This is a genomic window from Pseudomonas sp. LBUM1657, from assembly GCF_059716075.1.
The window spans coordinates 1,613,948-1,634,124 of record NZ_CP166799.1; the positions used below are offsets into that span (position 1 = coordinate 1,613,948).

A 20,177-nucleotide genomic window follows, 5' to 3' on the forward strand; every position below is an offset into this window, starting at 1 on the left:
TGTTGCGCAAATGGATCCCCATGTCATTGATTGCATGGGCTTTATCCAGAACCGGACACTTCGCCCCGCGAGCGACACGCTTGGCGAGACTGTCGCCGGGGCAGCGGCTTACTTTTCGGTAGCCACTGTCCCGGCAGACAATCCGTCAGATGACCTCCCTGAGCCTTTTGCAGTTCTTCGCACACACAGGGCGCCGACAGTGGTTGGCAGCGGAGGAAGTGCACATGGCTACGCTCATCGGTATCGTCAGTAAGGTTATTGGTCAGGTGTTTGCGGTCGCGAGCGACGGCACACGACGTGCACTGATCGAGGGAGACCGGTTGTTCGCCGGCGATCAATTAGTCACCGGGGCTGAAGGCGCGGTGGCGGTGCATTTGCAAAATGGCCAGGAACTGACCCTCGGGCGTGGCAGCAGTCTGCAAATGACGCCTCAGCTGCTGGCGAATCAGGTGCCCCATGTGGACACCGCTGAAGCCGTGACGCCGAGCCAGGCGCAGCTGACTGATGTCGAGAAACTGCAAAAAGCAATTGCTGCCGGCGATGACCCGACCCAAACAGCGGAAGCCACTGCAGCCGGTCCGAATTCGCCTGGTGCATCCGATGGGGGTGGCGGTCACTCGTTTGTGCTGCTGGAGGAAGTCGGCGGGCGGGTCGATCCGATCATTGGTTTCCCCACTGCAGGGTTTAACGGCATTCCCGAGTTTCCCCTGGAGCGTTTGGCCGGTGATCCGGATAACGGTGATGACGATCTGGGCGTGCCGGTGCCTCCGGCGGCGGACAATCCGGTTACCCTCGACGGCCTGTCCGTGCAAGGGGGGGAGCTGAAGCTCAATGAAGCGAACCTGAGCGATGGCTCCGCCAGCAACACCGCTGCGTTGACCCAGAACAGCACGTTCACGGTGAACGCCCCCGACGGCCTGACCAGCCTGAGCATCGGCGGGATCAACGTGATCAGCGGCGGCGTGGCCGCAGGCTTCCCGCAATCGATCACCACCCAGTTGGGCAACACCCTGACCATCACGGGCTACAACCCGGCCACGGGCGTGGTGAGTTACAGCTACACCCTCAACGGCAACGAAACCCATTCGGCCGGTGACGGCATCAACAACCTCAGCGAACAGTTCACCGTGGTGGCCAGCGACAGCAATGGCGATACCGCCACCGGTACGCTGGACGTCAACATCACCGACGACGTGCCCAAAGCAGTCGATGACAGCAACGCCAACACCGCCTCGGAAACCCTGCTGACCCTGACCGGCAGCGTGCTGCCCAACGACAGCCAGGGCGCTGATCGCATTCCTGTCGGCCCCAACAGCGGGCCCGTGATCGGCGGCACCTTCACCGGTACTTACGGCACCCTGGTGCTCAATCCCAACGGCACGTACACCTACACCCTTAACACCAGCGACGCCGATTTCAAAGCCTTGCACGGCGGCGGCAGCGGCACCGAAACCTTCACCTACACCCTGACGGATGCCGATGGCGACACCAGCACCGCGAACCTGGTGCTGCAAATCCATAACAACGATGACCCGGTCATCATCGGTGGGCTGAACGCCGAAGGCGGTGAGCTGACGGTCTACGAGAAAAACCTCGGTGACGGCAGTGCGCCGAATTCTACTGCGCTGACCCAAAGCGGCACCTTCACCATCACCGCCCTCGACGGCGTGCAAACCCTGAGCGTCGGCGGTATCAACGTGGTGGTTGGCGGCGTGAGCGCCGGGTTCCCGCAATCGATCGTTACGCCACTGGGCAGCACCCTGACCATCACCGGGTTCGACAGCGCGACGGGCGTGGTCAGTTACAGCTACACGCTGGCCGATAACGAAACGCATCCGAACGCCAATGGCGCCAACAGCATTTCCGAGCAGTTTGCAGTGACCGTGGTCGATGACAACGGCACCACGGCCAATGGCAACCTGGACGTGAACATCGTCGACGACCAGCCTCAAGGCGTGGACGACAGTAACGCCGGAACCGCGTCTGAAACCTTGCTCACGCTCAACGGCAACGTGCTGACCAACGACGTGCAAGGCGCCGACCGCGTGCCGACCGGCCCGAGTGCCGGCCCGATCACCCCCGGTACGTTCGTCGGGACTTACGGCACGTTGGTACTCAACGCCAACGGCACGTACACCTACACCCTGAACACCAGCGATGCTGACTTCAAAGCCTTGCACGGCAATGGCAACGGCACGGAAAACTTTGTCTACACCATCACCGATGCCGACGGCGATACCAGCACCGCGACCCTGGTGCTGAACATCCACAACAACGATGACCAGGTCACTATCGACGGCCTCAATGTGAGCGGCGGCGAACTCACCGTCCACGAAGCAAACCTCAGCGACGGCACCAACCCCAACGCACCGGCCCTGACGCAAAGCGGCACCTTCACCGTCACCGCCCTCGATGGCCTGCAAACCCTGACCATCGGTGGTATCGCCGTGGTCACGGGTGGCGTGGCCGCCGGTTTCCCGCAATCGATCGTGACGCCGTTGGGCAGCACCCTGACCATCACCGGGTACAACGCGACAACCGGCGTGGTCAGTTACACCTACACCCTGGCGGACAACGAAACCCATCCGAATGCCAACGGTGCCAACAGCATCACCGAGAACTTCAACGTGGTGGCGACTGACACTGACGGCAGCACCGCGTCGGGGCAGATCAACGTCAACATCGTCGACGACTTGCCCACCGCCAAACCGGATTCGGCCAGTGTGGCCGAAGGCGGGACAGTCAGCGGCAACGTGCTGGACAACGACATCGGCGGCGCCGATGGGCCGGCGCTCAGTGGCGCAGTGGTCGGCGTGCGCGCAGGCTCGGACACCTCGACCTCGGCCATTGGCGGCCTGGGTTCGAACATCAACGGCACCTACGGTTACCTGACCCTGGATGCCAACGGCAACGCGGTCTATCACAGCAACCCGAACGCCGTGAGCGGTCCCGGTGCGATCGACGTTTTCACCTACACCGTGCGCGACGCCGATGGTGATGAAAGCACCACCACCATCACCATCGACGTGTTCAACAGCGGCATCAAAGCGGTCAGCGATACCGACGTGACCGTTTATGAAAAAGCCCTGGACCTGATCAAGGATGGCCAGGACCTGGCGCCAGGTACTGTCACCGGCAGCCAGCCTGGCAGCACCGGCGAAACCGCCTCCGGCACCTTGGTCGGTTCGGTCACCGGCGCCACTGGCGCGATCACTTACACCTTGGTTGGCAGTGCCACCGGAACCTACGGGCAGATCCTGCTCAACCCCAACGGCACTTACACCTACACCCTGACGTCGGCGCCGGGCACGACGCCCCATGCCGACGACGGTGCCAATACCCTGAGCGAAAGCTTCACCTACAAAGCCACTGATGCGCTGGGCAACAGCACCACCAGCACCATCGTGGTGAACATCGTCGATGACGTGCCCAAAGCCGTGAACGACAACAACGTCCACACCGCCTCGGAAACCCTGCTGACCCTCAACGGCAACGTGCTGACCAACGACGTGCAAGGTGCGGACCGTGTGCCGACAGGACCCAGCTCCGGCCCGGTCACGCCCGGCACGTTCACCGGTACTTACGGCACATTGGTATTGAATGCCAACGGCACCTACACCTACACCCTGAACACCAGCGACGCAGACTTCAAAGCCTTGCACGGTGGCGGTAACGGCACGGAAAACTTCACCTACACCCTCACCGATTCGGACGGCGATACCAGCACCGCCACCTTGGTGCTGAATATCCACAACAACAATGATCCGGTCATCATCAAGGGGCTGGACATCGATTGCGGCGAGCTGACGGTCTACGAGAAAAATCTCAGCGACGGCACCAACCCCAACGCGCCGGCCTTGACCCAGAGCGGCACCTTCACGGTCACCGCCCTCGACGGACTGCAAACCCTGACCGTGGGGGGTATTGCGATCATCAGCGGTGGCGTGGCTGCTGGCTTCCCGCAATCGATCGTCACCCCGTTGGGCAGTACGCTGACCATCACCGGTTTCAACCCGGCCACCGGCGTCGTCAGCTACAGCTACACCTTGGTGGATAACGAAACCCACCCCAATGCCAATGGTGCCAACAGCATCAGCGACAACATCAATGTGGTCGCTACCGACAGTGATGGCAGCACGGCCTCGGGGCAGATCAACGTCAACATTGTCGATGACTTGCCGACCGCCAAAGCCGACATGGCTTCGGTGGTGGAGGGCGGTACGGTCAGCGGCAACGTGCTGGACAACGACATCCGCGGCGCCGATGGTCCGGCAGCCGGTGGCGCGGTGGTCGGCGTGCGCGCAGGCTCGGACACCTCGACTTCGGCCATTGGCGGCCTGGGTTCGCACATCAACGGCACCTACGGTTATCTGACCCTGGATGCCAACGGCAACGCGGTCTATCACAGCAACCCGAACTCGGTGGGCGCGCCGGGGGCCACGGACACCTTCACCTACACCATACGTGATGCCGATGGCGATCAAAGCACCACCACCATCACCATCGACGTCAACAACAGCTGCATCAAAGCGGTCACCGACAGCGACGTGACCGTCTACGAAAAAGCCCTGGACTTGAGCAAGGGAGGTCAGGATCTGGCGGCGGGCAGCGTCACCGGCAGCGAGCCCGGCAACACTGGCGAAACCGCGTCCGGTACGCTGGTTGGATCGGTCAGCGGTGCCAGTGGCGCGGTCACGTACACCCTGGTCGGCAGCGCCACCGGAACCTACGGGCAAATCCTGCTCAACCCCAACGGCACCTACACCTACACGCTGACATCGGCGCCGAAAACTGCGCCCAACGCCAACGACGGGCCCAATACCCTGAGCGAAAGCTTCACCTACAAAGCCACTGATGCGTTGGGTAACAGCACCACCAGCACCATCCTGGTCAACATCGTCGATGACGTGCCCAAAGCCGTCGCCTCGGACCGTTCGGTGGCCGCCGTGGAGATCGATTCAAACCTGCTGCTGGTAATCGACGTGTCCGGCAGCATGGCCGACGGTTCCGGCGTGGGTGGACTGTCACGACTCGGGCTGGCCAAACAGGCGATCAGCGCCTTGCTCGACAAATACGACGATCTGGGCGACGTGAAAGTGCAGATTGTCACCTTCAGCAGCAACGCCTCCGACAAGACCTCGGTCTGGGTGGATGTGGCGACAGCCAAGTCGATCATCGCCGGTCTCACGGCGGGCGGCGGCACCAACTACGACGCGGCTGTGAACGTCGCGCAAACCGCGTTCAACACCAGCGGCAAACTGACGGGGGCGCAGAACGTCGGCTACTTCTTCTCCGACGGCAAACCCAACGAAGGAGCGATCGGTACGTCGGACGAGGTGGCCTGGAAAGCGTTCCTCGACGCCAATGGCATCAAGAACTACGCGATTGGCCTGGGCAGTAACGTCAGCAATGCCAACCTCGACCCACTGGCCTATGACGGCAGTTCCCACACCAACACCAACGCCGTGATCGTGACCGACCTTGGGCAACTCAACTCGGTGCTGTCAGGCACCGTGATCGGTGCGCCGGTCACCGGCTCGCTGCTGGGCGAGGGCGGTACGTTCGGTGCCGATGGTGGTTTCATCAAAACCATCACGGTCGACGGCACCACTTACACCTATGACCCCAAAGGCAACAGCAACCAGGGCTCGCTGAACTTCAGCGGCGGTATCAACCACGGCACGTTCAACACGGCCAACAACACCCTGAGCATCGCCACCGATAACAAAGGCACCCTGCTGGTGAACCTCGACACCGGCGAGTTCAGCTACGTCTCGCAGAAAACCACCGCCGTGGTGATCACCGAAAACATCGGCTTCACGGTCAGCGACAACGATGGCGACCTGGCCAGCTCCACGCTGGTGGTCAAGGTCATTCCCAACGCGCCACCGGTGGCGGTCGATGACCATGTCATCACCAACGTGCTATCGGGTAGCGTCGTGATACCGGGCGAGCTGCTGCTGGCTAACGACACCGACCCCAATGGCGATCCGCTCACGGCCTCGCCGACCACCTTCAATACCGGTTGGATGCCCAAAGGCGCGGACTTTACCGGCAGCGGGAAGATCAACTTCTCCGGTACCGGCAACAACGCGGCGAACCAGACGTTGGCCAATGTGCGTAGCGCCTTTACCGCGAACGCGGCAACCATGACGGCCGTGCTGGTCGTCAGCGGTTATCTGGGCAAAGTCGACAACGCCAATGGCAATGATGAGGACCGCATCACCGTCAACCTCAAGCAGGGTGAAACCCTCAACCTGGATCACAACCTGGCGGCCGGTCACATCGCCATGGAGTACTCCATCAACGGTGGCGCCTTCATTGCCATCGCCGACGGCCAGACCATTACCGCGACATCGGACGGCACATACCAGATCCACGTAACCAATATCACCAACCCCAGCGGCAGCGGCGTCAACAACGCGGAAAGCTACAAGCTGACCATGACCGTCAACTACAGCGGCGCCCACGACTTCGCCCCGGACCACCACGGTACTTACACCGCCAACGATAGCCACGGCGGCAGCGACAGTGCGGCAGTGACCATCAGTTATCAGGAAGGCCACACCCTCACCGGCACAGCGGGAGACGACGTGTTGGTGGCGGGCACTGGCGACAACATCATCAATGCCGGCGACGGCAACGACGTGCTCACTGCAGGTTCGGGCAACAACACCCTGCACGGCGACGCCGGTAATGACTTGCTTTTCAGTGGCGCGGGCAACGACCTGCTCGACGGCGGCACCGGCAACGATACCGCCAGCTACGCTCACGCCACGGCCGGCGTCAAAGTCGACCTGAGCCTGCTTACTCCGCAAAACACCCTCGGCGCAGGCACCGACACCCTGACCGCGATCGAAAACCTCACGGGCTCGAACTTCAACGACAGCCTCACCGGTGACGGCCACAGCAACATCATCAACGGCGGTCTGGGCAATGACGTGCTCAATGGTGGGGACGGCGATGATTTCCTGATCGGCGGCCTGGGCAACAACACCCTCACCGGTGGCAGCGGCTCGGACACCTTCCAGTGGCTCAAAGGCAACAGCGGTCATGACGTGGTCACCGACTTCACGCCGGGCACCGACAAACTCGACCTGTCGCAACTGCTGCAAGGGGAAAACGGCACCGCGGCCTCGCTGGATGACTACCTGCACTTCAAAATCTCTGGCAGTGGCGACTCACTGATCACCAGCATCGACGTCAGCGGCATGGCCGGCGCGGCGCCGAACCAGACCATTGACCTGGCGGGTGTGAACCTCGCCAGTCATTACGGTGTGACGCCAGGGGCGGGTGGTGTGGTTGCCGGTGGCCACGACACGGCGACCATCATCAACGGGATGCTCAATGACCATTCGTTGAAGGTGGATACCGTTTGATCTAAAACGACAAAACCCGCCATCTCTGAGAAAAGAGATGGCGGGTTTTTTGTTGTCTGTTGTTAGGTGGCTGAACGTTCGTGATCTGTTGCCGGTTCTGGCGCTTTCGCGAGCAAACCCGCTCCCACAGGGGGATCTTTGGTCTACTTGATTGTGTGATTGAGGCAGGTCCAATGTGGGAGCGGGCTTGCTCGCGAAGAACGATAACGCGGTCCATCGAGCAAACTCACATCGGCTCCGGCGGCCCGATCAATCGTCCCATCACCCCAAACAATCCCAATGCCCTGATCACCTCCAACTCTCCCTGGGTCTCGACCATCTCCGCAATCAACGGCAAATCAATGCTGTTGGTGGCGCGGAAAATCGCCTCGATGAACAGACGCTTGTCACTCTGCTCATCGATACCCCGTATGTAGGCGCCATCTATTTTCAAGTAAGCCAAGCCGAGCTGAGTCAGGTTGCCGATCTGGCTGAAGCTGCCGCCAAAATGTTGCAGGCCGATGCGGTAACCGGTGTCGAGCAGGCTGCGGCTCAGGCGTTGCAGTAGTTCCGGAGGCGGCAGTTGGCGTTCGTCGATTTCCAGGGTCAGCAGGGGAGCCAGGTCGGGCAGGGAGTCAAGCATGTCGAGGATGTGTTGCAGCTGCGCCTCATCGCGCAAGGTGCTGCCCGACAGGCTCAATGCCAGCGGCCAACGATTGACCACGAGGTAGTCGAGGGTAGCCTCGAGCATGGCCAGATCGAACCGCGCGGCCCAGCCAAGTCGCTCGATCCACGGCAGAAAATGCCCGGCGGCAATCGCTTCGCCCTGAGGGTCGAGCAAGCGCGCGAGCACTTTGTGATGCAGCACCTGGCTGGTGTCGGCGCATTGCACCACCGGCTGAAAATACAGCTGCATCTTGCCCTCGGTCAGGGCCTCGTCGATCCAGGTTCGCCAGTCGTGCGGGGACTGGTTCGGCGCCAGGTCGCAGCCGCTCAAATGAATCCACGGCCGTTCCGGGTGTTGCCGGGCTTGCGCCAACGCCTGATCCAGTCGCATCAGCACATCACTGGCCGGCTCGCCGGGATGGTAAGCGACGACGCCCAAATGGGCGACCGGCATGCAATCGCTGGCACCGGTCAGGCGCATGTTTTCCAGGGTGGCGCTGATTTCGGCGGCCAGGCGCTCGGCGTCCTGACTGTCCAGGCCGGGCGTCAGCAGGCTGAATTCGCCGCCGCGATTGCGCGCCGCGAGCCAGGTGCGACGCTCCGGCGGTTGGGTCAGGCGCTTGAGTAATTCGCCGACCGCGCTGATCAAGTCATCGGTGCGTTGGCCGCCCAGGCGTTGGTTGAGGCCGACGAGGTCGTTGATCCGCAGCATCAGCAAATGGCCATCGCTGCTCTGCTCGCAGACCAGCAATTGATCGGCCAGTTGTTCATCCAGCAAACGCCGGTTCGCCAAGCCTGTCAGGCTGTCCTGATACGAGTCTGCCCGCAGTTGCTCACTGCGCGCAGCTTCTTCGGCGAACAGCGCTTTGAGCTTCTCGACCATCTGGTTCATGGCCAGCACCACCCGTTTCAATTCCGGTGTGCGCGGCAGTTTCGGCAGGCTGGAAAACTCGCGTTTGCTGATGGCTTCGGCCTGTCTGACCATGCTCTCGAGCGGACGAAGTTGCCGGCGCAACAACCAGCCTCCGAACACTGCACTGAGCAGGCCGCACAGCACCAGCCAGATCAGGCTGCCGACGGTGCTGTCCCAGAGTTTCGCCACGGCGAACTGCGGATTGCTCAGCACTTCGACGCGAGCGACTTGCTCCCAGCCGCGCATGATCAGCGCTTCGCCACTTTGCGGATGCAGGTTGACCAGGCTCACAAACCAACCGGGAACACCTTCGATTTGCCCTGGCGCACGACGCTCCACCAGCAGTTGCTCATCCACGATCGTGATGACCCGGATGCTGTTGAAGTAGCCACTGTCGAAAATCGAGCTGACCATCAATTCGATCATCGTCGGATCATCGATTTGCGCCGTCAACGACAAGCCCAGTGCAGTGGCCGCGTCCTGGGCGTGGGAGCGTAACTGGCCGAGCATCTGCTCGCGAGAGCTTTCCAGGCTGACAAAAAAACTGCCGCTGAACGCCACCAGCAAAAACAGGCAAATGGCGAGAAACAACTGTTTGCGCAGTGACATGAATCGCTCCTTGCTGTGGCTAGCCTTCGCCCACGGCAAACCCTTCGGCCTGCATTTTTTTCAGTACGTCTTGCCAGCGCGACAGCTTTTTCGAGTCGCTGCTGCGTGTGCCACCCTTGGCGCCTGGCAAGTACAGGCCTTCGGCGTTGAAGGCGTACACCGGCAGCAGGTCTTTGCGTTGGGAGGCGGGGCGGATGTCGCCGATCAAATTGTCCAGCACCAGCGGCTCGGCGGTGGGGTTGCTGTAGAAGGTCAACACCATGTGCGCCTGATCCTGGTTCAGGGCTTTGACGTAGGTGATGCGCAGTTTCTCGCTGGGAATCCCGAGGTGGCGCAGGCTGAAATATTTGGCCAGGGCGTAGTCCTCGCAGTCGGCGGCGCCCTTGATCAGGGATTCGACGGGCGTGGCCCAGTAATCGGTTTGCCGCCAGATGCGGGTGTCGTCCTGAAAGCTTAAGTGCTGATTGAAGAAGCGATTGACCGCGTTGAGTTGCTCGCTTGCAGGCGCGTCGGCTTCGCTTCGCAGCATCCGGCTCCAGGCCTCGATCCGTCCCTGAGCCGGGCCGAGCGGGCCGTAGCGGTTTTCAGCGGCTTGCACAATCTGCGTGAAGTCCCAGTCGGCCCAGACACTGCCCAACCCGCTCAGCAGCAAACCCGTCGGCAGCAGCCACCTGCCGAGCCGACGTCGGAGCGTTGACCATCCTGGACTACGCGGACGACGGGACATGTCTGGCTGCTCACATGCAGATGCCTGAAGTCTAGGCGGTGTTTTCGGCGAGGGAGGACAAGTCGTCGGACGGTACGCGGACGTGCTACAGGGTTTTCTGTCGGAGGATATAGATCGTCACCAGCACCGCGCTGGTGAGCATGAACCCGCGTGCCCAAGGCAGCGGCACCAGGTAGCAGGAAAGCAGGATGCTCGCCCACATCAGCCCGATGGCGTAGACCTTGCCCTTGAGCGGGATGCCGTTGCCGTCGAGGTAGTCGCGAATCCACGGTCCAAGCCGTGGGTGCCCCACCAGCCATTGATAAAAACGTGGCGAACTGCGGGCGAAACAGGCGGCCGCCAGCAGCAGGAAGGGTGTGGTGGGCAATACCGGCAGGAAAATCCCGATCACCCCCAGCGCTACGCTCAGCCAGCCGATGGCCAGCAGCACGTAGCGCAACATCAGGGAGCGGTTGCCTATGGGGTTGTCCATAGGCAAAACCTTAGTGGTGACGTGGCTTGAGGATCGCCGGTTTTTCGTCTGGCGCCTGGCACAGCAGGTACAGCGCGGTCAGGGCTTCCGGGATCTGTACGATCATGTCGTCCATCAGGTTGGCATCTTTGGCGATGTCTTCGAACTCTGGCTGTTCGTCGAACAGACCGGAACCGACCATGATCGGCAGCAGCATTTCGCTGACTTCGTCTTCGGCGGTTTCGAACCAGGCCGCTTCGCGCAGGAATACGCCTTCCATGAAGCCGATGCACCAGCCGCGCAGATCGGAATCATCCGGCTCTTCGCCCAAGTCCAGGTCGCATGGCAGCTCGAATTCTTCGTCGGACGCCAGTTGGCGGGCGATGTGAGCCTTGAGCAGCAGCAGGGTGGATTCGATCGCTTCACGCTCGGTGTCGTCGGCGTAATGCGGCTCTTCGGCGAAAAGAGCGTCGATCCATTCACGGTCGGGAACGCTTTCGGAGCAGATCGACAGCGCGGTGAGGTAGCCGTGGGCGGCCACGTAGTCCAGCGCCTCGTCATGCAGTTCATCGGCGTCGAGGAAGACTTGCAGGCGGGTTAGTTGCTCAGCGAAGGACATTAAAGGGCTACCTTGGGAATTAAACAGATGCGGGAATTCTAGGCCTTCTTGAGCACTCAGGCCAGCCGCGCGGCATATTTGCGCCGTTGTGACTTCACAGAACAGCGCAATCCTTGTGGGAGCGGGCTTGCTCGCGAAAGCGGTGTGTCAGTCGGTATCGGTTTACCTGGTACACCGTCTTCGCGAGCAAGCCCGCTCCCACAGGTTGGTTCTCGTGTGTCTTCTCAGCGGCACCCTTTGCCGCACAGGGGTCGGGTATACTCGCGCGTTTTGTGATGCCCTGCTGGCGTCACGGCTGAAATGTGAAGCGTCATGCAATGCGCACTTACGATTTGTCGGTGCAGCCTGCAGGGTTCTGAACCAGCCTTGCAGGGATGTTTCGGTGATTTTTGGAGTTTTTATGCTCGAACAGGCTCAACGCGTTCTCAAGGACATCTTCGGCTACGACAGTTTCCGTGGCCGTCAGGGTGCAATCATTGAGCGCGTGGCCAGTGGCGGCGACGCCTTGGTGCTGATGCCTACCGGTGGTGGCAAATCCTTGTGCTTCCAGGTGCCTGCGCTGTTGCGTGAAGGCCTGGCAGTGGTTGTGTCGCCGTTGATCGCTTTGATGGACGACCAGGTCGCCACCCTCGAAGAGCTGGGCGTCGCCGCGGCGGCGTTGAATTCGACGCTTAGCGCCGAGCAGCAGCGCGATCTGGCGGCGCGGATCAAGCGCGGTGAAGTGAAAATGCTTTACCTCGCCCCCGAGCGTCTGGTTCAGCCCCGCATGCTGGCTTTCCTGCAAAGCCTGGAAATCGCCCTGTTCGCCATCGACGAAGCTCACTGCGTATCCCAATGGGGGCATGACTTCCGCCGCGAATACCTGCAACTGGGCCAGTTGGCGGAACTGTTCCCCAACGTCCCGCGTATCGCCCTGACCGCCACCGCCGACAAGCGCACCCGGGAAGAAATCGTCGATCGCCTGCATCTGCAGGATGCCGAGCGTTTCCTGTCGAGCTTCGACCGACCGAACATTTTCTATCGCATCGTGCCCAAGGAGCAGCCGCGCAAGCAGTTGCTGGCGTTCCTCGCGGAACGACGCAGCGATGCCGGCATCGTTTACTGCCTGTCGCGCAAGAAAGTCGACGAAGTGGCGGTGTTCCTCAGCGAACAAGGCTTCCCGGCGTTGCCGTACCACGCCGGCCTGCCTAACGACACCCGGGCCCATCACCAGAAGCGCTTCCTCAACGAAGAAGGCCTGATCATGGTCGCCACCGTGGCGTTCGGCATGGGCATCGACAAACCCAACGTTCGTTTTGTCGCGCACCTCGACTTGCCGAAATCCCTCGAAGCGTATTACCAGGAAACCGGTCGCGGCGGCCGTGATGGTCTGCCGGCCGATGCCTGGATGGCCTACGGCCTGCAAGACGTGGTGATGCTCAAGCAGATGCTGCAAAACTCCGAAGGCGACGAGCGCCACAAGCGTCTGGAGCAGCACAAACTCGACGCCATGCTCTCGCTCTGCGAAGAAACCCGCTGCCGCCGCCAGACACTGCTGGCCTATTTCGATGAAGACATGCCCGAGCCGTGCGGTCATTGCGACAACTGCGTCGACGGCGTACAGACCTGGGACGCCACCGAGCCGGCCCGTCAGGCACTCTCGGCGATCTACCGCACCGGCCAGCGCTACGGCGTCGGGCATCTGGTGGACGTGTTGCTGGGCAAGGACAACGAAAAGGTCCGCAGCTTCGGCCATCAGCATCTGTCGGTATACGGTGTAGGCAAAGCGATGGCCGAGGGCGAATGGCGCTCCTTGTTCCGACAGCTTGTTGCTCGCGGTCTGGCAGACATCGACCTCGAAGGCTACGGCGGCTTGCGCCTGAGCGATACGTGCAGACCGCTGCTCAAGGGTGAAGTGACCCTCGAACTGCGCCGCGACCTCAAGCCGCAAACCACGGCGAAAAGCAGCAAAAGCCAGGCGAGCCAACTGGTCCGTGGCGAAGAGCGCGAACAATGGGAAGCCTTGCGCGCCCTGCGTCGCAAGCTCGCCGAAGAACATGGCGTGCCGCCGTACGTCATTTTCCCCGATTCGACCTTGCTGGAAATGCTCCGCAGCCAGCCGACCTCGCTGGCGGAAATGGCCACGGTCAGCGGCGTCGGCGCGCGCAAACTGGAACGTTACGGCGAGGCCTTCCTGGAAGTCCTAGGTGGGCAGGTCGAAGCGCCGAAAGTGGTGGCCGACGTGCGCCACGAACTGATCACCCTGGCGCGCGCGGGCATGACGCCGCTGCAGATCGCCGGCCAGCTGCAATGCTCGGAAAAGAACGTCTACACCATGCTCGCCGAAGCCATTGGCAAGCAGCAGTTGTCTCTGGAGCAGGCGCTGGATCTTCCCGAAGACTTGATGGGCGAAGTCCAGGATGCGTTCCTCGACGGCGAAGGCGAATTGCCACCCGTGGCGGAGATTGCCGCACTGTTCGCCGGTCGCGTGCCGGAAGGGGTTTTGTACTGTGTTCGGGCGGCGCTGCAGTCCGAATTCGAGATTTGAGTGATCGATCGCATAGATGTAACGATTCAGTACAGAGCAAGCCTTGCCTCCAGCCAAGGGTCATGCTTAGCTGACTAATAATTAGTTTTTCTCTATTTCAGTCTAATCATGAGTTTTTTATGCCGTTAACCGATCAACACCGCTTTGGCATGCAACTGGCCCAGATGTCGCGCGGCTGGCGTGCCGAACTGGACCGCCGTTTGGCCGGTCTCGGGCTGTCCCAGGCGCGCTGGCTGGTGCTGCTGCATCTGGCACGTTTCGACGAGGCCCCGACCCAACGTGAACTGGCGCAAAGCGTCGGCGTCGAAGGGCCGACCCTGGCCCGGCTGCTCGACAGCCTGGAGAGCCAAGGCCTGGTCCAGCGCCAATCGGTGCTGGAAGACCGTCGGGCGAAAAAAATCGTTCTCTGTGCTCCGGCCCGCCCCCTGATCGAACAAATTGAAACCATTGCCACCCAATTGCGCCACGAACTGTTCGACGGCGTCGATGAGGCGGATTTGAAGGTCTGCATGCGTGTCCACGGGCATATTCTGGCCAACCTTGAAAAATCTTGAGGCATAACCGCACGCCAGGCTTTTGAGAAAACGCGTTGGGCTGACTATAAGAACTACTCGGCAATATCGTGTTCGTACCGGATGTGCGAATACGTACAAGTTGGTTCTGCTTATCTAAGGGATGCTCATGCTCGAGAGTTGGCAATTCGTTTTGCGGTGTGGCGCCAGGCTGCTTCTGGTCGGTGGTGCTGTCACTTACTCGGCATTGGCGCCCGCGTTGGGCCTGGGTGAGATTACCCTCCATTCGGCGCTGAATCAGCCGCTGCGCGCCGATATTGCCCTGGTGGACGCCGCTGGTCTGGAAGAGGGCGACCTCTTCATCAGCCTGGCGACGGCGGACGAGTTCAGCCGCGCCGGCGTCGAGCGTGTGTTTTTCCTCAATGACCTGAAGTTCACGCCGATCCTGCGGGGCAACCGCAGCCTGATTCGGGTGAGTTCCAACAAACCGGTCAACGAACCTTTCCTGAATTTCCTGGTGCAGCTCAAACAGCCCAACGGTCGTTTGCTGCGCGAATACACGGTACTGATCGATCCGCCCGGTTCACCGGGGATTGTTCCGGTCAGTGATGAGCCTGCTGCCGAGGCCTGGACTTCTCCATTCCCGACGGTCGAGCCGGCCATTGCGCCGCCACCGGCCAAGAAGCCGCCAAAGCCCCGTGTCGATCAACCTGCCGCTGCACCTGCAATTGATCCCGTTGCCGAACAACTGGCCGCCAGCGTGCTGCAAAACCAGCAGTTGCAAACCACCCTCGATGAGCTGCAGGCGAAGCTTCAGGCTCAGGACGAGCAGATCGCCGGCCAGAAAAAGCAGGTGACTGAACTGCAGACCCGATTGGCAGAAGTCAAAGAGGCACCAGCGGAACCAGTTGCTCCAGCTGCCGTGGCGCCTGCGCCAGTGGTGGTGGAAGAGCCCGAGGCTAGCCACTGGCCGCTGATCTTTGGGGTGCTGGCACTGGTGGCGTTGGTGTTGCTGGGGCTGTTTGTTCGCCGTCAACGACAGCAGGTTCAGGCATTGCCCGAGCCTTTGCCTGTGTTGCCATCGCGCCAGGAGCCGGCCCTGAAAACGGTTACGCAGCTACAACCCGCCAGCGAACCGCGTGAAGAGACTCCAGCCGGCGATGTGCTTGAAGGGGTTGGTATCTATTTGACCTATGGTCGTTTTTCCGAAGCGGCCGGTTTGCTGCGAGAGGCGCTGATCAAGGAGCCGCAACGTACGGATCTGGCCGTGCAACTGCTGGAAGTCCTGGGTAAACAGGGCGACGTGCCGGCCTATGAAACGCAGGAAAACAGTCTGCGCGAAGCCGGGTTCGATGAGCAAAAGCTTCAGGATATCCGTGCGCGCCACCCGAAATTGACCAGCGCTGCACCGGTGTCGGCCGCAGCAGTCGTTATTCCGTCGACCGCTGCAGCGGCTCAGACGGCAGCGCCCGACGATGAATTTCAGCTGAACCTGGATGACTTGTCGATGGATTCGAATTGGGATCTGATCAGCCCCTTCGACAACGCACCATCCGCCGCCAAACCGCCGAGCGAACCCGAGTCGACCGAATCGCCATTTACCTCGAACCTGCACGTACTGCCGGACGTCTTCGAAATGCCCGACGACCCGACGTTGGACGAACCGGAACTTGAATGGGTTGCCGAACCTGACTCACAGCCTCTGGATGACGCTTTCCTCAATGAGTTCAGCGACTCCGACCTGTCGCTGGATGAACCGCTGAGCCTGGAGCCGGCCGAATCAACCTCGGCAGGCAAACTGGAACAGGCCCAGACCTGCATCGATGACGGTGATCTCGACAGCGCCATCGAGTTGCTCAACGAGTTGCTCAAGGATGGCGACGAACCGCTTAAGCAAACGGCCCGAAGTCTATTGGCCGGAATCCGATAGTACTGCACCGACAATTCAGTGTGGGAGCGGGCTTGCTCGCGAAAGCGGTGTATCAGGCGACTTTTATGTCGACTGACACTCCCTCTTCACGAGCAAGCCCGCTCCCACATTTGGCAGGTCGAGCCAAAAAAGACGGCTATGATAGCGACGCCCCTCTGTCTCAGGAATGTTGCTCAACATGACCACACGCAAACCCGAAATCGTCATCACTTATTGCACGCAGTGTCAGTGGTTGTTGCGCGCTGCCTGGCTGGCCCAGGAACTGCTCAGTACCTTCGGCGACGACCTGGGCAAAGTGTCGCTGGTGCCCGGCACCGGTGGGGTCTTCCACATTTTCTGTGACGATGTGCAGATATGGGAACGCAAGGCGGACGGCGGTTTTCCCGAGGCCAAGGTGCTCAAGCAACGGGTCCGCGATCAGATCGATCCGGACCGCGACCTGGGACACAACGACCGCACTCAGTGAGACGCCGCTTCTGCCGCCACGGTCTTCTTGCTTGAACCGCCCGAGAGGCGGCTGGAGACCACGATCGCCACGATGATCAACGCGCCGCCGATCAACATGCGCGGGGTCGGATTCTCATCGAACAGCAGCCAGGCCACCGTGATCCCGTAAACCGGTTCCAGGGCAAACACCACCGCCGCAGTCCGTGCCTTGATCACTGCCAGGCTGGCGACAAACAGACTGTGAGCGACACCAGTGCAGAACACGCCAAGCAAGCCGATCCACAGCCAGTCGAGGGCGCGCACTTCGCTCAACTGCGGTGCCGCCACCGGCAGCAGGCACAGCGCAACCACGATGTTCTGACACAGCGCTGCCTGCACGGGTGGAATACGCCCGGAGCTGGCGCGGTTGGTCAGGGACAACAGGGCGAACAACAAACCGGAACCCACCGCCCAGAGCAGGCCAATGGTGGCGCCGCTGGCCAGATCAAAGTCCGGGGTGACCAGTACCAGTCCGATACTCACCAGCACCACCAACAGGATTTCGTTGGCGCGGATTCGCTCGCGAAAGATCAGCCCTTCGAGGATCACGGTAAACGCTGGGAAGCTGGCAAAGCCCAGGGTCGCGATTGCCACCCCCGCGACTTTCACCGCAATGAAGAAACTCACCCAGTGCCCGGCCAGCAGCAAGCCGCTGAGCAGCAGCCGACGCCAGTCCACGGCTTCGAGTTTGTACCAGCGAGTGTTGCTGGCGAACCGCGCAAAAAACGCCAGTGCCAGCACCGCAAACGCGGCACGCCCGAAAACGATGATGGCGGGGGAGGCGGCGGCGAGTTTGCCGAACACGCCGGTCAGGCCAAACATCAGTGCGCCGATATGCAGGGCGCCAAGGGCGGTACGGGGAGTCATTGCAATCCTTAACAACCAAACGAACAGAGGCCTACATTGAACCGTGTAGCGCCGCCTATGTCTGTCGCCAGACTCGCGTCATTTGTTGCCAGCCTCGCGCCGCAATGTGCCGGGCGAGGTGCCAAACTCGCGCAATACCGCCGCGGCAAATGCACTCTGAGAGCTGTAACCGACCCGACTGGCAATCTCGCCGATGGGCAACGCCGAATTGCGCAACATGCCCACGGCCATGTGCAGGCGTCGGCTGCGGATGTAGTCCATCGGTGTTTGTCCGCATTCGGCAACGAACCGCGCGTGCAGCCGGGCGCTGGACAATCCGGCGATGCGCGCCAGATCAGCGACTTGCAGCGGGTAGGCCGCGTGCTGATCAATGTGTGCATTGAGCGCGGCATACGGCAGACGTCGACCGCCCACGACCTGCGGTTTGGCGTTGTTGAGGCTGGCCAGCAACAGCACCGCGCCTTGCTGGGCAATCAGCGGATCACTGACCTGGCTGCCCGCCAGCCAACTCACCAATTGGCTTTGCCCGGCATCGAGCGGCAGGCGCCCGGCGTTGTCGAGCAAGCGACGGCTGGCTTCGGCGTGGTCGCCAAGGGATTGAGAAACCCATTGATCGCTCGGCACATCCAGCACCAGGCAACGGCTGCCATTGCTACTGCCGCAGGCATGATGGAAACCGGACGGCACCACCACGAAACTCTGCTGAATCACCTGACTGCCACGCCCGTCGACCTCGAAATCCAGCGCGCCCGACAGCCCGAACACCAGTTGCGCGTGGTCGTGGCTGTGGACGATCAGGTCGCGAGTGTATTGGCGTAGCGTGAGGATCGGTCTCATCGCAGGTCTCCCAGTTAAGGCCGTCAGTCTACACCTCGGGAACTCGCCAGCGTTGTCACAGGACTGACTTGCCTTTGTCATGGGCCATTAACCGGGCCGGCGCAAGCTTGCGAAAACTTTTCCAGAGGGTTGCCCATGACCAGCGCCGAGCTCGCCAAACCCAGTCGTAAGCAACGTGTGCGGACCTTATGGATTTCCGACGTGCATCTGGGCACCCGGGATTGCCAGGCCGAACACCTGTCGCAGTTTCTCAAGGGCTACCACGCCGACAGGATTTACCTGGTCGGCGACATCATTGACGGCTGGAAACTGCGCGGCGGCATGTACTGGCCCCAGGCACACACGAATGTGATTCGGCGCCTGTTGACCATGAGCAAGCGCGGCACAGAAGTGATCTACGTCACCGGCAACCATGACGAATTCCTGCGCCGCTACTCGAAGCTGATTCTGGGCAATATCCAACTGGTGGATGAAGCGGTGCACGTGACCGCCGATGGTCGTCATTTGTTGGTGATCCACGGCGACCAGTTCGATGTGATCACCCGGTATCACCGCTGGCTGGCCTTTCTCGGCGACTCGGCCTACGAATTCACCCTGACGCTCAACCGCTGGCTCAATCACTGGCGTGCCCGGTATGGCTATGGCTACTGGTCACTGTCGGCGTACCTCAAGCACAAGGTGAAAACCGCCGTCAGTTTTATCAGCGACTTCGAAGAAGCCATCGCCCATGAATGCGTCAAGCGCGGGTTGCATGGGGTGGTGTGCGGGCACATTCACCATGCCGAAATTCGCAAGGTCGGCGAGGTGGATTACCTCAATTGTGGGGATTGGGTGGAGTCGTGCACGGCGTTGATCGAACATTGGGACGGTTCGATCGAGTTGTACCGGTTGGCGGATGCCCAGGCGCGGGAGGCGGAGTTGAAGGCGGTGAAAATCCCAGAGCCGGCGTAAACAGATACGGTGTCTGGGGCGGCCTCTTCGCGAGCAAGCCCGCTCCCACAAAGTCTCTTGGATCTTCAGGCGGGCGCGTGTTCTTGCATCGCCGCCTTGTAAATTGAATTCTTAGGCTGCGCAAACAGCCGCTCCATCATCGGCTCGAAGAAGCTCAGCGGCAGCGTGTCATACGCCGGATCAAACGCCGCCGCGTCATACTTTGCGCAGAATTCGATAGTCGCCAGATACTGCGGATGGCCCTTGAATTGCTCGCGCAAATGCCGATCCATGCCCAGATGATGGAAGAAGTAGTAACCCTGGAAAATCCCGTGCTTCTCCACCATCCACAGGTTCTCGTCGCTGACGAACGGTTTGAGGATGGCCGCGGCGATGTCCGGATGGTTGTAGGAACCCAAGGTATCGCCAATGTCGTGCAGCAGCGCACAGACCACATATTCTTCGTCGCGGCCATCGCGCCAGGCGCGGCTGGCGGTTTGCAGGGAGTGGGTCAGGCGATCCACCGGGAAGCCGCCAAAATCACCCTCCAGTAACTTCAGGTGCGCCACAATCCGTGTCGGCAATTGCCTCGCGTAGGCACTGAAGTCTGCGGCAATGATCGCCCAGTCTTCCTGCGTGCCGTCCTGCATGTGGGTGAAACGGGCATTGGCATTCATCGGCTATCCTCTTGTTCTTATCGAAAGGGATTTTTTGAGTGTAGGGCTTGGAGCCATGAGCGCACTGG

Annotated in this window: 13 protein-coding genes; 6 read left to right on the top strand and 7 right to left on the bottom strand. The window is 61.0% G+C overall.

Going from position 1 to position 20,177, the window contains the following annotated elements:
- The first annotated feature begins 224 nt into the window (after positions 1–224).
- Complete coding sequence (locus ACA055_RS07335) at positions 225–7,379, top strand: retention module-containing protein (RefSeq protein ID WP_497683025.1); 7,155 nt, start codon at positions 225–227, stop codon at positions 7,377–7,379.
- A gap of 226 nt (positions 7,380–7,605) precedes the next feature.
- Here the strand turns inward: ACA055_RS07335 and lapD are convergent, their stop codons facing one another.
- The 4 genes from lapD to ACA055_RS07355 form a co-directional block, all read right to left on the bottom strand.
- Positions 7,606–9,546 (bottom strand): cyclic di-GMP receptor LapD, encoded by a 1,941-nt coding sequence (gene lapD / locus ACA055_RS07340; protein WP_497683026.1) that lies wholly within the window; start codon positions 9,544–9,546, stop codon positions 7,606–7,608.
- A gap of 19 nt (positions 9,547–9,565) precedes the next feature.
- Complete coding sequence (gene lapG / locus ACA055_RS07345; RefSeq protein WP_497683027.1) at positions 9,566–10,273, bottom strand: cysteine protease LapG; 708 nt, start codon at positions 10,271–10,273, stop codon at positions 9,566–9,568.
- A gap of 85 nt (positions 10,274–10,358) precedes the next feature.
- Positions 10,359–10,745, bottom strand: a complete 387-nt coding sequence (locus ACA055_RS07350) for a YbaN family protein (protein ID WP_497683028.1) — start codon at positions 10,743–10,745, stop codon at positions 10,359–10,361.
- Positions 10,746–10,755: 10 nt separating this feature from the next.
- Entirely contained in the window at positions 10,756–11,343 is a 588-nt protein-coding gene (locus ACA055_RS07355) for a UPF0149 family protein (protein WP_038979493.1), read from the bottom strand.
- Positions 11,344–11,743: 400 nt separating this feature from the next.
- On the opposite strand from ACA055_RS07355, the gene recQ reads away from it, so the two are divergent.
- The 4 genes from recQ to ACA055_RS07375 all read left to right on the top strand — a co-directional run bounded on the left by recQ (position 11,744) and on the right by ACA055_RS07375 (position 16,778).
- Positions 11,744–13,870: a DNA helicase RecQ gene (gene recQ, locus ACA055_RS07360; RefSeq protein ID WP_497683029.1), complete on the top strand. Its 2,127-nt coding sequence runs from the start codon at positions 11,744–11,746 to the stop codon at positions 13,868–13,870.
- 119 nt (positions 13,871–13,989) lie between these two features.
- A complete protein-coding gene (locus ACA055_RS07365) occupies positions 13,990–14,424 on the top strand; it encodes a MarR family transcriptional regulator (protein WP_497683030.1) in 435 nt (144 codons plus the stop codon).
- Positions 14,425–14,551: 127 nt separating this feature from the next.
- Entirely contained in the window at positions 14,552–16,312 is a 1,761-nt protein-coding gene (locus ACA055_RS07370; RefSeq protein ID WP_497683031.1) for a motility hub landmark protein FimV, read from the top strand.
- Between the two features lie 178 nt (positions 16,313–16,490).
- Positions 16,491–16,778, top strand: coding sequence for an Rdx family protein (locus ACA055_RS07375; RefSeq protein WP_497683032.1), 288 nt, complete (start codon positions 16,491–16,493; stop codon positions 16,776–16,778).
- On the opposite strand, the gene ACA055_RS07380 is transcribed toward ACA055_RS07375, so the two are convergent.
- The gene (locus tag ACA055_RS07380) at positions 16,772–17,665 is read right to left on the bottom strand and encodes a DMT family transporter (RefSeq protein ID WP_497683033.1); all 894 of its coding nucleotides are present in this window, start codon (positions 17,663–17,665) and stop codon (positions 16,772–16,774) included. The two genes, ACA055_RS07375 and ACA055_RS07380, sit on opposite strands and share 7 nt — an antisense overlap.
- A 78-nt stretch (positions 17,666–17,743) precedes the next feature.
- Positions 17,744–18,502, bottom strand: coding sequence for a helix-turn-helix transcriptional regulator (locus ACA055_RS07385; protein WP_497683034.1), 759 nt, complete (start codon positions 18,500–18,502; stop codon positions 17,744–17,746).
- Between the two features lie 135 nt (positions 18,503–18,637).
- Here ACA055_RS07385 and ACA055_RS07390 point away from each other — a divergent pair, with 135 nt between their 5' ends.
- Positions 18,638–19,453 carry a UDP-2,3-diacylglucosamine diphosphatase gene (locus tag ACA055_RS07390; RefSeq protein WP_497683035.1) on the top strand — a complete coding sequence of 272 codons (816 nt, stop codon included), beginning with the start codon at positions 18,638–18,640 and terminating at the stop codon, positions 19,451–19,453.
- Positions 19,454–19,518: 65 nt separating this feature from the next.
- Here the strand turns inward: ACA055_RS07390 and ACA055_RS07395 are convergent, their stop codons facing one another.
- Entirely contained in the window at positions 19,519–20,109 is a 591-nt protein-coding gene (locus tag ACA055_RS07395) for an HD domain-containing protein (RefSeq protein ID WP_497683036.1), read from the bottom strand.
- Between the last annotated feature and the right edge of the window lie 68 nt (positions 20,110–20,177).